The following is a 13,115-nucleotide window of genomic DNA, read 5'->3' as shown; positions in this document are numbered from 1 at the left end:
AAGAACTAAGCTTGTATGCCATTGTTTCCGGAGTGCTTTGGACGGACTTTGGCTACATGATTACCGTGGGATAATTTCGAATGGAGGGTCGTGACTTGAGTCACGACCCTCCATTCTTTTTTCGGTAATCTTGCTCGTTTAGTTAGAAAAAACATTAACGAAAAAAGAGTGCAGCCTCATTTAGATGGAGGCGCACTCTTTTTTCGTTAATTGATTATGGATATACTCCATGATAGGTATAGCAATGTCTTTTTGCGTTGTATGGAAATAAGATCTAGCACCAACTGGATCTTCTATTTCATTGAATAGCCAGCCACCGTTCGGTAATAAGAGAAAGTCGATTCCAATATAGTCACTTTTTAATGCTTTTGCTATTTTTTCTACATCAGCTAGTTGCTGAGAGTCCAACATATATTTTTCGACGGTTCCACCGAGTGTGAAATTCGATTTAAAGCTATTCTCAGCGCCAATTCTTTTCACGGCACCTATAACTTGCGTACCGAGCATAAATACGCGTACATCAGTAGCATTTGTTTCTATATATGTTTGGGCAATAATCGTTTGAGAATTATATTGTTTTATAAAAGCCTCTGCATCTTCTTTCATATGAAAAAGCTCTACCTGCATTCCACCATGGCCATCCGTTGTTTTTAAAACGACAGGATACTCGGAAATCTCTGAGATGCTTTGTATTTTCTTAGTTGGTACAGTAGCTATGCCAAGAAGCTGAACGAGCTGCATTGCTTTCCATTTATCATTGGCAATCACATTCACTTCTGCGCGATTGAACATGGGAATATTTCGTTGTTCTAATTGCTTTGAAAGCTTTGGGTTTCTAGCTCTAAAAAATATAAACTCAGCCTCTGGAATAGTAGACTGCTGATCATCTACAACAGAAAGTGTATGACCAAGATTTTCTGCAGCTATTATTAAACGGTCTATGAAACTACTATTTCGTTCTATTTCTTTTGGTTCGTAGATTAGTAAGCCGTTCATATTGCAGCGATCCTTACTTTAGACAGAATGTAACTAATCATCGCATCTCCTACGTTAATGCCTGTTACATTATATATATTACGAATATGGGCAACGCCGTTTACTTCACAAACAAGTGGTTCTTCATTTTCACCAAACAATAAATCGACTCCTGCAAATTCTGCATTTAATGCTTGAGCGGCTTGAATAGCAACTTCTTTTTGTCTTTCGGTAAGGATAATCTGAGATGCAGTACCTCCATTTGTAATATTGGCACGGAAATCAGTTTCAGAGTGGCGATGCATGCAAGCAACTACTTGTCCACCGACAACATTCACACGAATATCACGGCCTCTGCTCGAAGCTATAAATTCTTGAAATACGTATTCAATTCCTCTTAATTCTTCGACTTTTTCAAAAAACTGCTCTCTTGTCTCTATTAAATAAACTTTCATTCCAAATGAGCCATGCGCTTCTTTGATGATCATTGGAAGTGGAATTGTTTGTAGTACCTGTTCATAATAACCTGTATGCTGAATCGAGCAATCTGGATACACTTTTGGAGCAATAATTGTGAGAGGCATTGGAACTTGTGCTTTGGCTAACGCCATATATTGTCGCGCTTTATTATCACAAATTTCAATAACTTCTGGGTCATTAAAGACGGGTATGCCTTCATTTTTCAAATATTGTGCAAGTAAAATATCTTTATCAAGAAAAACAACAAAATCGGGTTTTGCATGTAAACTTTGCTGAACGTTCATTAGGAGCTCATAGTTTTTCACTAATGTTGCTTGAATTCCTTGCTTTTCAGCTGCTTCTTGAAGCAGGAGCGCTTGATCGATAAATTTATCATGTGTAAGACTACCGTTATAAACAATCCAACATGTCTGCATAATGAATGACCTCCACGGGTACGTGTTATAATATGTTTACAAGAAGTTTAGCACGAAAGTTGCTAAAATGGGAATAGGGTGGAGTAGTTGGAAATAAATAATTTTAATTTATATAAAAAAGAGTGGAAAGTAGAGAGTGAGACAATTATTAAGCCAGGACTGGAAGCCATCCAAAAAGCTTTAGCCAAGCTTGGAAATCCACAAAAAAAACATCGCATAATCCACATAGCAGGTACAAATGGAAAGGGATCTACTATAGCATTTTTAAGCGCCATTGCAAAAGAACATGGACTTGCATATGGCTCTTTTACATCTCCAAGCATTATCGACGTACACGATCAAATCCAAGTGAACGGTGTTCCTGTGACTCCGGAACAAATGGATCTTGCTTTTCAAAAAATGTTTCAAGCTGGCTTAAGTGGTATGTTAACCGATTTTGAATTGTTGACTGTTGTTGCTTTTCTCGTTTTGGAAGAAGAAACATTAGATGTTGTTTTTATAGAAGCAGGAATGGGCGGTAGATTTGATAGTACGAATGTGATAGATCGTTCTGTTGCGGTCATTCCAAGCATTTCCATTGACCATACAAATTTTTTAGGGAATACTGTCGAAAAAATAAGTTGGCATAAAGCAGGGATATTAAAAGATAATAGCAAATTAGTAATAGGGGCTTTATCCTTTGAAGCAAAAAAAATAGTCCTAGAAGAAGCAATACAGAAGAATTCAATAGTAATAGAATATAATAAAGCATTTTCTATAGGAGGACATACTTATACATATGAAGAGACCCAGTTTCATCATTTGTACCCACAAATGTTAGGAGAACATCAGTTATCCAATATGTCACTAGCAATAACTGCTCTATTAGAAAGTAGTTTTTCGTTAAAGGAATGCCATGTTCAAGCCGCTGTTAAAAAGGCTTACTTACCAGGTCGGATGGAAAAAATGAGTGAACACGTATACTTCGATGGAGCTCATAACAAAGCGAGTATTGACGCTTTAGTGGATACGATAAAGGAACAATTTCCGAATAAACGAATCCATTTTATTGTCGGTATTTTGAAAGATAAAGACTACCTATACATGTTGCGAAAGCTAGAGGAGGTAGCCTCCAGTTTTGAATTTGTAGATTTTCATCATGAAAGAGCATTATCAGCATCTATTTTATATAAACACTGTTCTCACAGTGCGAAAAGTGTTACTAAAGATGTAGGTGAAATTAATTTAGAAGAAAATTCTAGAATAGACATTACTATTGTCACTGGGTCTCTCTATTTTATTTCAGAAATTAAAGATAAAAACAGGTAAAAGGTAGTTAATAATAATTGGAATTTTCATGATATAATTTATTCGATAAGTGCTATTAGTACCAATAAAAATACACTAAAAGGAGATTAATAGTCCTATGGATATTTCGAAAAAAGCCAAGCAGAATATTTTCTTCATGTGGCTATTAGTTGTCCCAATCGGTACTTTTTTAGTGTATAGGTTCGCTTCAAGTAAGCCGATTGAATGGGATCTGTATTTTTATTATGTTGTACTTGCTTTGCTCACGACTATTTTTCCTTTTTTTATTGCAGGGGCGACAATGATCCTTGTTCAATGGGTCAACCTTGCACTCTTTTTGAATTACGGAATTTTAGCAGAACTTGTTGCGATGCAACTTTGTTTAATACCTCTTATATACCATATGAAAATAAATAAAGAGACTAGATATAAACTGTATTATAGTTCTTTTATGTTTTTTGTAATTTCTGTTGCGTGTGGCTCTTTTGTGATTTGGCTTGGATACGATATAGGTACTTTAGTCATTAAAGATGTTGTCATATACGGTTCCATTTATGCCTTTTTAAGTATTATTCTTAACCATGTTCTTTTATATGTTCGACAGGTAGCTACTGGATTAAAACCAGATTTTTTTACAAAAGATTTTGCATGGGATGTTATCTGTACAATGATTACGCTACCTTTTGGTATAAGCTTATTTTTCTTAGAAAGTTATGTTGGAGCTATTGCTTTTGTTCTATTAGGTGTTCCATTTTTAATGATTACATTATTAATTCGTATGTACAATGACTCGGAAAAGGTAAATGCAGATCTGAACAAGGCAAGTGAGTTCGGACATGAATTAGCAGAAAGAATGACAGGAAAAGAAATTATCGATATGTTTATAGAACGAATAGCAAATATGTTTCCTATGAATTCAGCCTATATTGTTGATAATATTAACAATCAGTTTGTTATTTTACGAGCAATAGAAGACGGAGTAAATAAAGAGATAAAATTTTCTCATGAAGATATTAAGCATAGTCTTGCTGGAAATGGCTATAAAAAGGGATATCCTATTTTATATAATAAACAGTCCGAGTGGATTCACATGAAGCCTCCATTTTTAACGTTGGATATGCAAAGCGTCATGTGTGTCCCAATCTATCGTAATCAAACAATAGAAGGCGTTTTAATATTAGCTTCTAGAGAGAAACATGCATTTCAAGCTTATCAACTAAAAATTGTACATTTGCTTTGTTCTTATTTTGCCGTATCAGTGGAGAAAGCAAATTATGTACGAGAAGCTGTTGCCAAAAGCGAAATTTGTGAGTTAACGAAGATTCATAATTATCGATATCTAGATAGACAGATTGATATAGATATGAAAAAATTATCGGCTGGTGTTTATCATTCTTTGTCTTTAATAATGTTGGATATTGATAAATTTAAGGAAGTAAACGATTCATATGGCCATCATAGTGGAAATCTTATTTTACAAGAATTTGCACAAATAATTAAAGCTGAAATAGGTCCGAATGGAACGGTTGGAAGGTATGGAGGGGAAGAGTTCGTTGTTATTCTTCCGAACTACACCAAGTTACAAGCAATGCGTATTGCTGAGCAGCTTCGATTAAAAATTGAACAAACACCATTTATAGTGCAGCTGGACTTGGCAGATGTTTCTCGAGATGAAATAATATTTATCACAGCAAGTATCGGTGTTTCCTCAGCACCAGATGATAGTGAAGAGGGTATGTCACTCATTCGAAACGCGGATCGAGCACTCTATATTGGTGCGAAACAGGCGGGTAGAAATCGAGTTGCGGAATATGTGAAATAGAACAAATGAAAAATGAGAGAATCCTGAAGTAAATGGATTCTCTCATTTTTTTCACCAGGAGTGCGGTTAATGGCATGCTAGGGACATCGCCGTTAGTCGGAGTAAGTCTTTTTTGTTTTCGTTGTTCCACTAAGAGATTAATCATTAATAATTGAGCAGCGGAAAATGAAATTTCGGTAGTTCTTTCACTTTGCTGTTTACTTATAAATTATTTCAGCAGTTAGACCATCTATTGAAGGTGAAATGGAATTATATGATCCTGATCCTAAGTTACAAAAACTATTAAAATCTTTTACAGGAAGATATTCAACTATTCCTGATTGTGTAGAACTACTAATATTTTCTTTTAATACATAAACGTTACTTGATCCAAGAAGTTTAATTTGACTAAGGGTTAAATCAGAAGGCTCTTTTTTAAGGCAAAAAGTGGTATCTATTAATTCTAAATCATACTTTTCGTTCTTTTTTTGTGTTATTTCTAAATAATTTGCCAATACCGTAGAATTTGTGAGCATTTTTTTATCTGATCCCGTGTTGAAATCAAATGTAATAGTTTTATTTGTTTCAATCAAACTATTTGTCATCTCAAAATGTTTATTAATGGTTAGGTTTGATTCGGTATATAATTTTATATCATTTCCACTAATGTGATCGAAATTCAATTCTGAATTTCCATAAATGTAAAGTGTTGAATGAAAATCATTGAAATTATTACTATTTGGAAATGTCTCATTTTTATTTAATTTAAAGTACAAAGTTTTGTTCTGGATACTATCTTTTTTAAAATCATTCAGACTTGTAAAATAACATTGGCTAATATCTGTGATATGACTACATTGTTTCTCGGGTAACGGTGGTGGTATTATTAAGTGACCGATGTTAGAGCTATCATTATTAGGATCATTTGAATTTTGATAATCTTCTAAGTCTGAAGGAATTTCAAATTTTGCTGTAATAATCTTTGATTTAGTTTTATTTCGTCCAGTTACATCAATTTCCAAAAGTCCTTGAATAGAATCTACTGGTTCAATAATATTAGAAATTTTGTAATTGATAAAATTGGAGTTATTTGTAAAGTTTTTCTCTACTTTTGAAGATTCTAAAAATGCGATAATATCATCGTTCATACTTCTTAATTGTTCCTGCTTGTATGACGTTTTTTCCGATGACTTTTCTGGTAAATTTAAATTGTTCTTTAAAATATAATCTTTAGTTTCTTCAGCATATTTAGTAATTACATTTAGGATTTTTGCTTGATAATACTCCACACCCATTTCAGCTATCGCTGTAACTTCGTAATTATCATCAGTCTGTTCCACTTGTTTTTGTTGACTCAGAGCTTTCATTGTAAAAGTTGCAAAGAGTAAAACTACTACAGTAATTAGAACCATTGTAAGGAGAAGAGTATAGCCTTGTTCATTATGAATTTTCTTCATTTTTTTACACTCCTTATTTTAATTTACTAAATGTCGTTTCTACTGGGAATTTTACAGACCCATTTGTTGAAGACACTAAAGTTAGCTTAAATTTGAACTCTTTACTAGGAACAATTGGTGGTGTATCTAAAATGTATAGAATATTTTTTTTATCAAAATCCACTTTTTTATTATCAATATCATAATCAATTGTCAAAGTATTATTGGAGGTAGAGCTAGTTATGCTATTTATCGTTGATTTTGTATGTAGTTGCTGAATAGTATTCACAATCAAATTTGCTTCTTGTTGTAATTGATTTTTTGTGACTTCTCTTTCATTGAAATTTAAGGCTTGAAAAAAGAAATTCCAAATAAGTACAGAAATTACTCCGAACAATGCAAGAGCGGCTAGTAATTCTACTAAAGTTATCCCTCTTTCATTCATTATTCTCTTCACATTATCACCTCTATCTTTCAATTACCCTTTATATATCCATATGTTGTCGTTAATGTAGGTGAATCTGTCTTTATTTCTTTCACATCCACATCAATGATAACTTGATGAAGTTGGTGAAACTGACTTTGATCAGGGGGAGGAAATTCTCCTATTTTTTTTATCTGTATTTTTATAAAAAATGTTTGCCCCAATTTGTCATATGTTCCTTCATATATAATGGAAGAAGTAAGGTCTTCTTTTTTAGTTAAGTTTCGAATGGTTGTTTTTATAATAAGATTCGAATCATTATTTAGAAAGCTAGTATAAGCATTCTTTTTAACTAACACCAGCAATTCTTTCCCCACATTAGCTGCATCCAAATTATCTCCAGTTCGATTATTCATATTCGCCATTTGGGGGAAAATAGATAGAAACATGGAAATAACTATAGTTAAAAGCACGACAGAAGCTAGAATCTCAATTAATGTAAAACCATTTTTGTTTTTGATATTATTTAACATAAGGGATTCATCCTTTGTGTTTGCGAAATTCGTGTATTTTTTTCTGATTAACAGTTCATTTCCTCTCTAAAATCTATTAGAAAAGTGCTTCTCCTATTAAATGCATAGTTCTCAATTCTTATATTAATTGTATGCCTTGGAAGAAGCTATGTTAAGATGGAATTAAATTTATATAACCTACTTTTTTAGTCTTGTAATTGGTAGTTTAATCATATATAAATAAGTATAAAGAATCAATTGTTATTAGTTGATTTAAAGGTTTTAGAAAATGGTGTTTCTAAAGTAATATGTACAATTTCTCTGAATGAGATATTATACTTTGTTTATATACATTAATTGGAATTTTGTTAACGCAACTAGAGTTATTTTGGCCTATATATTTGAAGGAGTTATGCATTGTGAAAGTTATTTGGAAAACTTCTATACTACTAATATTAACATTTTTTCTTTTTTATTTATGGTCTAGTAATAATTTCACTTCTTTGCAACAGTTTGCGAAAGCAGAGAGTGGGGTACCTAGTTCTACAATAGGTGGACAAGAAGTGGAATTGCTAAGGAAAGATGAAATAATATCTTTATTAAATACAAAAATTTTGGAATGGAAAGAAAAACCCATTCTTTTAACTGGAAACAATTCAGATCTGACATTACTTCCAGAATGGTTTACGTTTGATGTGGAAGCTACTGTTGATCAATATCTAATGGAATTGGACAAGCATTGGTATACTTTTTGGGAGTCAACTCCTTCTATTCATATACCCATGCAATTTAGCATGAATCCAGAAGTGAATAATTTAATTGAACAAAAGACTCAATTGAATAAGGAGGAAACTCTTGCTAATATCGTTTCTCAAGTTGGCTTACTTTCACCAAATCCAATTGAGACGGTGGCTATAGATTCTTCTGTATTTGAATTAGAACGACTTGCATTTGATATAGAGGAAATACCTGTGAATACAAATGATTTAGAGAACATCGTTTCTACTTTAAATGAACAAGTCATTGGAAATGGTGATATATTTTCTCTATTGGAACGATTAAATGATCTAGAGCTAGACGTAAATGATGAGAGTTCAGATTTTGTTGCTTCTGTACTCTATAGCGTAATTTTACAAACGAATTTTGAAATATTGGAACGACACTCGCAAGGAAAGATTCCAGATTATTTAGAGCCTGGAATTGAAGCGGAAATAAGAAAAAATACGAATGTAGATTTAAAATTTGTAAATAACAATGATGCGCCAGCAACTTTAAAAGTGCAGATAAAGGGTCCTAGTTTATTAGTAGAAATTTATACTCTACCTCTTGAAACAACAGCTACGTATCGAGTGACCGACCGAAAGCAAATTAAACCAAGAACAATTTACCGTTATTCAGCGGAGTTAAAAGCGGGAGAAGAGAAACTTGTTCACGAAGGGAAAGAGGGACTTCGAGTTTCTACCTACCGAACTATTGCAGACAAAACAGGACCATATCAAAACGAAGTACTTATTAGTCAAGATTTTTATCCACCGGTAAATAGAGTTATTCTTAAGTCTTCTCTCGTTCCAGAAACCACAACAGTAACTGATCCTGACCTAGAAATCGATCTGAATGGCGATGGATTACCAGATGTAGAGTCACCTACTACAACTCGAACAACACCAATAGAAGTGGATGGAACAAATGTTGAAAATCCACCAGAAGTGGATGAGTCTACCGGTTTATCAAAAGGTAGCTATTACGATAAAGCTGGAAATATTATCGTTCCAGAGTCTAAATGATGGCGTAGAGGGGCGAAGAGAATGAAAGCGAACACGCGGAAAAGGTTAGGAGATTTACTAGTTGAATCTCATGTAATCAGTAACGAGCAGTTAGAGTACGCGTTAACAACTAAAAGTCGAGATGAAAAACTAGGTGACTTTTTAATAAGAGAAAACTTACTTACAGAGCAGCAATTAATTGAAATACTAGAATTTCAGTTAGGGATTCCGCACGTAAGTTTAAATCAATTTTCAATTGAACCAGACCTTATTCATCTAGTACCAAAAGAGTTGGCAAAACGGACGAACATCATGCCAATACGAAAAGATCGCAATAAACTATTTATTGCAATGGCTGATCCAATGGATTATTTTGCTATTGAAGAAGTTCGAATGGCTACGGGATGCCAAATTGAAACTAGTATTGCTGCAAAAGATGACTTGTTTCGAACGATAACAAAATATTATGATTTACAAGAGTCCATGGATCAAGCATTAATGGATATGACGCCAAAAGAGTTGGAAAATGATACACAAATTACAGATGAAGATTCACCAATCGTACGACTGGTAAATCAAATTGTTGCGAATGGTGTTGCGCAGCGTGCTAGTGATATTCACTTTGACCCACAAGAAACGGAATTACGTGTTCGTTACCGGGTAGATGGTATGTTGAAAACGGAAAGAGCTTTACCTAAGCATATGCAAAATGTTATTTTAGCGCGTATTAAGATTATGGGTAATTTAAATATTACAGAAAATAGATTACCGCAAGATGGTCGTATAAAACTAGCAGTCAATATGAAGCCTGTTGATATTCGTGTTTCTACTTTACCAACAATTTACGGAGAAAAAGTAGTTATGCGTATTTTAGACTTAAGTAGTGCTCTAAATAATTTAGATAAGCTTGGATTCAATAAAGAGAATTACATGACATTTAAAAAAATGATTGAAAGACCAAACGGAATCGTCTTGATTACAGGTCCTACTGGTTCGGGTAAATCTTCTACTTTGTATGCAACGCTTAATCATTTAAACGGAGAAGATGTGAATGTTATTACCGTAGAAGATCCGGTAGAGTATCAACTGGAAGGTATTAACCAAATCCAAGTTCGTGATGAAGTAGGGTTAACATTTGCTACGGGATTAAGATCCATTTTACGACAAGATCCAGATATCGTTATGGTTGGGGAAATACGTGATTTAGAAACGGCACAAATAGCCGTACGCGCATCTCTAACAGGACATCTGGTGTTAAGTACGCTTCATACGAATAGTGCAGTAGAATCTGTTTCTCGTATGAAGGACATGGGCGTAGAACCTTTCTTACTTTCATCTTCATTGGTTGGAGTTGTTGCTCAACGTTTGGTTCGCAAGGTTTGCCGTGATTGTAAAGAAGTGCAAATGCCAAATGAACGTGAAAAAATTATTTTTGAAGAACGTGGGATGGAAATAAATGAAGTTCGTCGGGGAAGAGGATGTCCTTCTTGTAATAATACTGGTTATAGAGGTCGAGTAGCTATTCATGAAGTGCTAGCTGTCGATGAGTTTGTGAAAGATGTCATTTTAACTGGGAAGAGCACTGCAATTCTTCGTAATCATATGAAAGAATCTGGTTTTTATAGTTTATTGGAAGATGGACTATTGAAAGTACAACAGGGGTTAACAACAACAGAAGAAGTTCTTCGAGTTGCAACGACCGATTGAGGGGCGATGAGATGAAAATTTCAATAATCGACTTATTAGAAAAATCTTTTCATGATAGAGCATCCGATCTTCATCTTACAGTTGGTCTTCCACCTGTGTTTCGAGTAAATGGAGCATTACAAACTTTCGGAGATACGAATTTGGATGAAACCGATACAAGAGAAATGCTAAAAGAAATCTTACCTGCTTCAGAATTGGAGGAGTTCGATGAAAAAGGAGAGGTGGACTTTAGCTACGAATTACCAACTCTTTGTCGGTTCCGTATTAACGCCTATCATCAACAAAAACATGTGTCGATTGCAGCGCGTATGATCGATTTCAAAATACCAGCGATTGAGACACTTGGAATGCCAAATGTTCTTTATACCTTAGCAGATAAACCTCAAGGTCTTATATTAGTAACTGGTCCAACGGGTTCAGGGAAATCAACAACACTTGCATCTATGATTGACTATATTAACACAACACAATCAAAGCATATTATTACATTAGAAGATCCAATTGAATATGTGCATACCCATAAAAAGTCAGTTATTAACCAGCGTGAGGTCGGGTCAGATACACAAAGTTTTGCAAATGGTTTACGTGCTGCACTTCGTCAAGATCCGGATGTCATACTAGTTGGAGAGATGCGTGATTTAGAAACGATTTCTACTGCCATTACCGCAGCTGAAACAGGTCACTTAGTTATGGCGACTCTGCATACGAGTAGCGCTCCTACTACTATTGACCGAATTATAGATGTATTCCCTCCGCATCAGCAAGGGCAAATTCGTATTCAATTAGCGAATGTTTTACAAGGAATCATTTCTCAAAGGCTATTCGTTCGACATGATGCAAAAGGTCGAGTAGCGGCAACTGAAATATTAGTGCAAACACCATCTGTAGCGAACCTAATTCGCAATGAAAAAGTACATCAAATTCAAAACGTCATGCAAACAAGTCGAGCACTTGGAATGCATACACTCGAATCATCGATTCAAACTTTAGTCACTTCAGGTAAGATTTCGCTAGAGTCCGCAAAGCCGTTTATGAATGTAGGTGAGTATTGATGGTTGTATTTAAATACAATGGTCGAACTGCTCAAGGGGTATTAAAAAAAGGAACTGTGGATGCAATAAATAAACAAGCGGCGATAACGAAACTTCGTTCGCAAGGAATAAACCCAAGGGAACTGGAAGAGTCCAAAAGCATTCTACACAAAGAGCTATCCATTGGGGGAAAAGTAAAGAATCAAGATTTCGTTATCTACAGTCGACAATTCGCAACGCTCATCCGTGCTGGAGTTTCTATACTGGAATCTACTAGAATATTAGCGGAACAAACTGCAAGTAAACCTTTGAAAAAAGCATTGCAATCAGTAGAAGAAGATGTAAAATCTGGCTTGTCATTTTCAGACGCAGCAGCAAGATATCCGAAAATTTTTCCGCAGTTATTCGTGAATATGATTCGTGCAGGAGAAGCGACTGGTAATTTGGACGAGTCTTTAGAGAGATTAGCATTTTCATATGAAAAGCAATTCAACTTGAAAAAGAAAGTGCAGTCGACGATGGCATATCCAGTCGTTTTACTAGTTCTTACCGTTATTGTTGCAGGATTTCTGATGCTAACGATTGTCCCACAATTTGTATCGATGTTTGAAGATATGGGTGCGGAATTACCGACCATCACAAAAATGGTCATGGGTATTAGTGAAATATTACAATCATCTTGGTATATTGTTTTGGCGCTGATTATAATCGTAGTGATTGTTTTCAACTACTTATATAAGAAAAATGAAGCATTCAATTTTTCTATAAATGTCATGTTACTGAAAATCCCGATTTTCGGAAAGCTGCTTCAAAAGTCTGCAATTGCTCGAATGACTAGAACACTTTCTTCGTTATTCAGTAGTTCAGTGCCTATTTTACAAGCACTGACGATTGTCGAAAAAGTAATCGGCAATCCAGTAGTTGCAAAAGTAGTGCGTGAGTCGCGGACAAGCCTAGAACAAGGGAGTACTCTAACAGCTCCGCTTGAAAAAAGCTGGATTTTTCCACCATTAGTTACACAAATGACGGCAATTGGTGAGCAAACAGGTTCACTTGACTATATGTTAGAAAAAATTGCAGTATTCTACGAAGACGATGTAGATCGGACAGTAGATACATTGAAATCATTAATCGAACCACTCATGATTGTGATTTTAGCAGCAGTTGTAGGAACGATTGTTTTGGCCATTATGGTACCGATGTTTAGTATGTATGAACAAATTTAATCATTGTCTTCTATTAAAGGAGGTGATAAGTCGTGAAAACAATGATGAATGAAACAC

Annotated in this window: 11 protein-coding genes; 6 read left to right on the top strand and 5 right to left on the bottom strand. The window is 34.6% G+C overall.

All coding sequences use genetic code 11. The features are described 5' to 3' along the window. Nucleotides 1–180 precede the first annotated feature (180 nt). Together MHH81_RS13675 and MHH81_RS13670 are read right to left on the bottom strand one after the other, a co-directional pair. Entirely contained in the window at nucleotides 181–996 is an 816-nt protein-coding gene (locus tag MHH81_RS13675; protein ID WP_340922139.1) for an ATP-grasp domain-containing protein, read from the bottom strand. Then, nucleotides 993–1,871, bottom strand: coding sequence for an ATP-grasp domain-containing protein (locus tag MHH81_RS13670; protein WP_340922137.1), 879 nt, complete (start codon nucleotides 1,869–1,871; stop codon nucleotides 993–995). The genes MHH81_RS13675 and MHH81_RS13670 overlap by 4 nt, the downstream gene beginning before the upstream one ends. A gap of 87 nt (nucleotides 1,872–1,958) precedes the next feature. Here MHH81_RS13670 and MHH81_RS13665 point away from each other — a divergent pair, with 87 nt between their 5' ends. Then, nucleotides 1,959–3,179 carry a bifunctional folylpolyglutamate synthase/dihydrofolate synthase gene (locus tag MHH81_RS13665; protein WP_340922135.1) on the top strand — a complete coding sequence of 407 codons (1,221 nt, stop codon included), beginning with the start codon at nucleotides 1,959–1,961 and terminating at the stop codon, nucleotides 3,177–3,179. A 97-nt stretch (nucleotides 3,180–3,276) separates the two neighbouring features. After that, nucleotides 3,277–4,980 carry a sensor domain-containing diguanylate cyclase gene (locus MHH81_RS13660; RefSeq protein ID WP_340922133.1) on the top strand — a complete coding sequence of 568 codons (1,704 nt, stop codon included), beginning with the start codon at nucleotides 3,277–3,279 and terminating at the stop codon, nucleotides 4,978–4,980. 197 nt (nucleotides 4,981–5,177) lie between these two features. Here MHH81_RS13660 and MHH81_RS13655 read toward each other — a convergent pair whose 3' ends face one another. From MHH81_RS13655 to MHH81_RS13645, 3 genes are read right to left on the bottom strand one after another with little or no spacing between them, the layout of a single operon-like run. Beyond that, nucleotides 5,178–6,416 (bottom strand): hypothetical protein, encoded by a 1,239-nt coding sequence (locus tag MHH81_RS13655; RefSeq protein ID WP_340922131.1) that lies wholly within the window; start codon nucleotides 6,414–6,416, stop codon nucleotides 5,178–5,180. Nucleotides 6,417–6,429: 13 nt separating this feature from the next. Beyond that, on the bottom strand, nucleotides 6,430–6,852 hold the full coding sequence (locus tag MHH81_RS13650) for a prepilin-type N-terminal cleavage/methylation domain-containing protein (RefSeq protein ID WP_340922128.1): 423 nt from the start codon (nucleotides 6,850–6,852) through the stop codon (nucleotides 6,430–6,432). 17 nt (nucleotides 6,853–6,869) lie between these two features. Beyond that, entirely contained in the window at nucleotides 6,870–7,352 is a 483-nt protein-coding gene (locus MHH81_RS13645; RefSeq protein WP_340922126.1) for a PulJ/GspJ family protein, read from the bottom strand. A gap of 398 nt (nucleotides 7,353–7,750) precedes the next feature. Between MHH81_RS13645 and MHH81_RS13640 the strand changes: the two genes are divergently transcribed. From MHH81_RS13640 to MHH81_RS13625, 4 genes are read left to right on the top strand one after another with little or no spacing between them, the layout of a single operon-like run. After that, a complete protein-coding gene (locus MHH81_RS13640) occupies nucleotides 7,751–9,115 on the top strand; it encodes a VanW family protein (RefSeq protein WP_340922124.1) in 1,365 nt (454 codons plus the stop codon). 21 nt (nucleotides 9,116–9,136) lie between these two features. Further along, a complete protein-coding gene (locus tag MHH81_RS13635) occupies nucleotides 9,137–10,801 on the top strand; it encodes a GspE/PulE family protein (protein ID WP_340922122.1) in 1,665 nt (554 codons plus the stop codon). Nucleotides 10,802–10,812: 11 nt separating this feature from the next. Next, nucleotides 10,813–11,853, top strand: a complete 1,041-nt coding sequence (locus tag MHH81_RS13630; protein WP_340922120.1) for a type IV pilus twitching motility protein PilT — start codon at nucleotides 10,813–10,815, stop codon at nucleotides 11,851–11,853. Beyond that, nucleotides 11,853–13,058 (top strand): type II secretion system F family protein, encoded by a 1,206-nt coding sequence (locus MHH81_RS13625; RefSeq protein WP_340922118.1) that lies wholly within the window; start codon nucleotides 11,853–11,855, stop codon nucleotides 13,056–13,058. The genes MHH81_RS13630 and MHH81_RS13625 overlap by 1 nt, the downstream gene beginning before the upstream one ends. Nucleotides 13,059–13,115: the final 57 nt, after the last annotated feature.

The sequence above is a fragment of the Psychrobacillus sp. FSL H8-0484 genome, from assembly GCF_038005325.1.
Taxonomy (GTDB): domain Bacteria; phylum Bacillota; class Bacilli; order Bacillales_A; family Planococcaceae; genus Psychrobacillus.
The sequence above is the reverse complement of the archived record's forward strand: the minus strand, read 5'-3'. Positions and strand labels throughout refer to the sequence as shown.

Coding starts and splice junctions, on each gene's coding strand:
- MHH81_RS13660 (WP_340922133.1), top strand. CDS start 3,277: ATGGATATTTCGAAAAAAGCCAAGCAGAATATTTTCTTCATGTGGCTA.
- MHH81_RS13645 (WP_340922126.1), bottom strand. CDS start 7,352: ATGTTAAATAATATCAAAAACAAAAATGGTTTTACATTAATTGAGATT.
- MHH81_RS13625 (WP_340922118.1), top strand. CDS start 11,853: ATGGTTGTATTTAAATACAATGGTCGAACTGCTCAAGGGGTATTAAAA.
- MHH81_RS13635 (WP_340922122.1), top strand. CDS start 9,137: ATGAAAGCGAACACGCGGAAAAGGTTAGGAGATTTACTAGTTGAATCT.
- MHH81_RS13675 (WP_340922139.1), bottom strand. CDS start 996: ATGAACGGCTTACTAATCTACGAACCAAAAGAAATAGAACGAAATAGT.
- MHH81_RS13670 (WP_340922137.1), bottom strand. CDS start 1,871: ATGCAGACATGTTGGATTGTTTATAACGGTAGTCTTACACATGATAAA.
- MHH81_RS13655 (WP_340922131.1), bottom strand. CDS start 6,416: ATGAAGAAAATTCATAATGAACAAGGCTATACTCTTCTCCTTACAATG.
- MHH81_RS13630 (WP_340922120.1), top strand. CDS start 10,813: ATGAAAATTTCAATAATCGACTTATTAGAAAAATCTTTTCATGATAGA.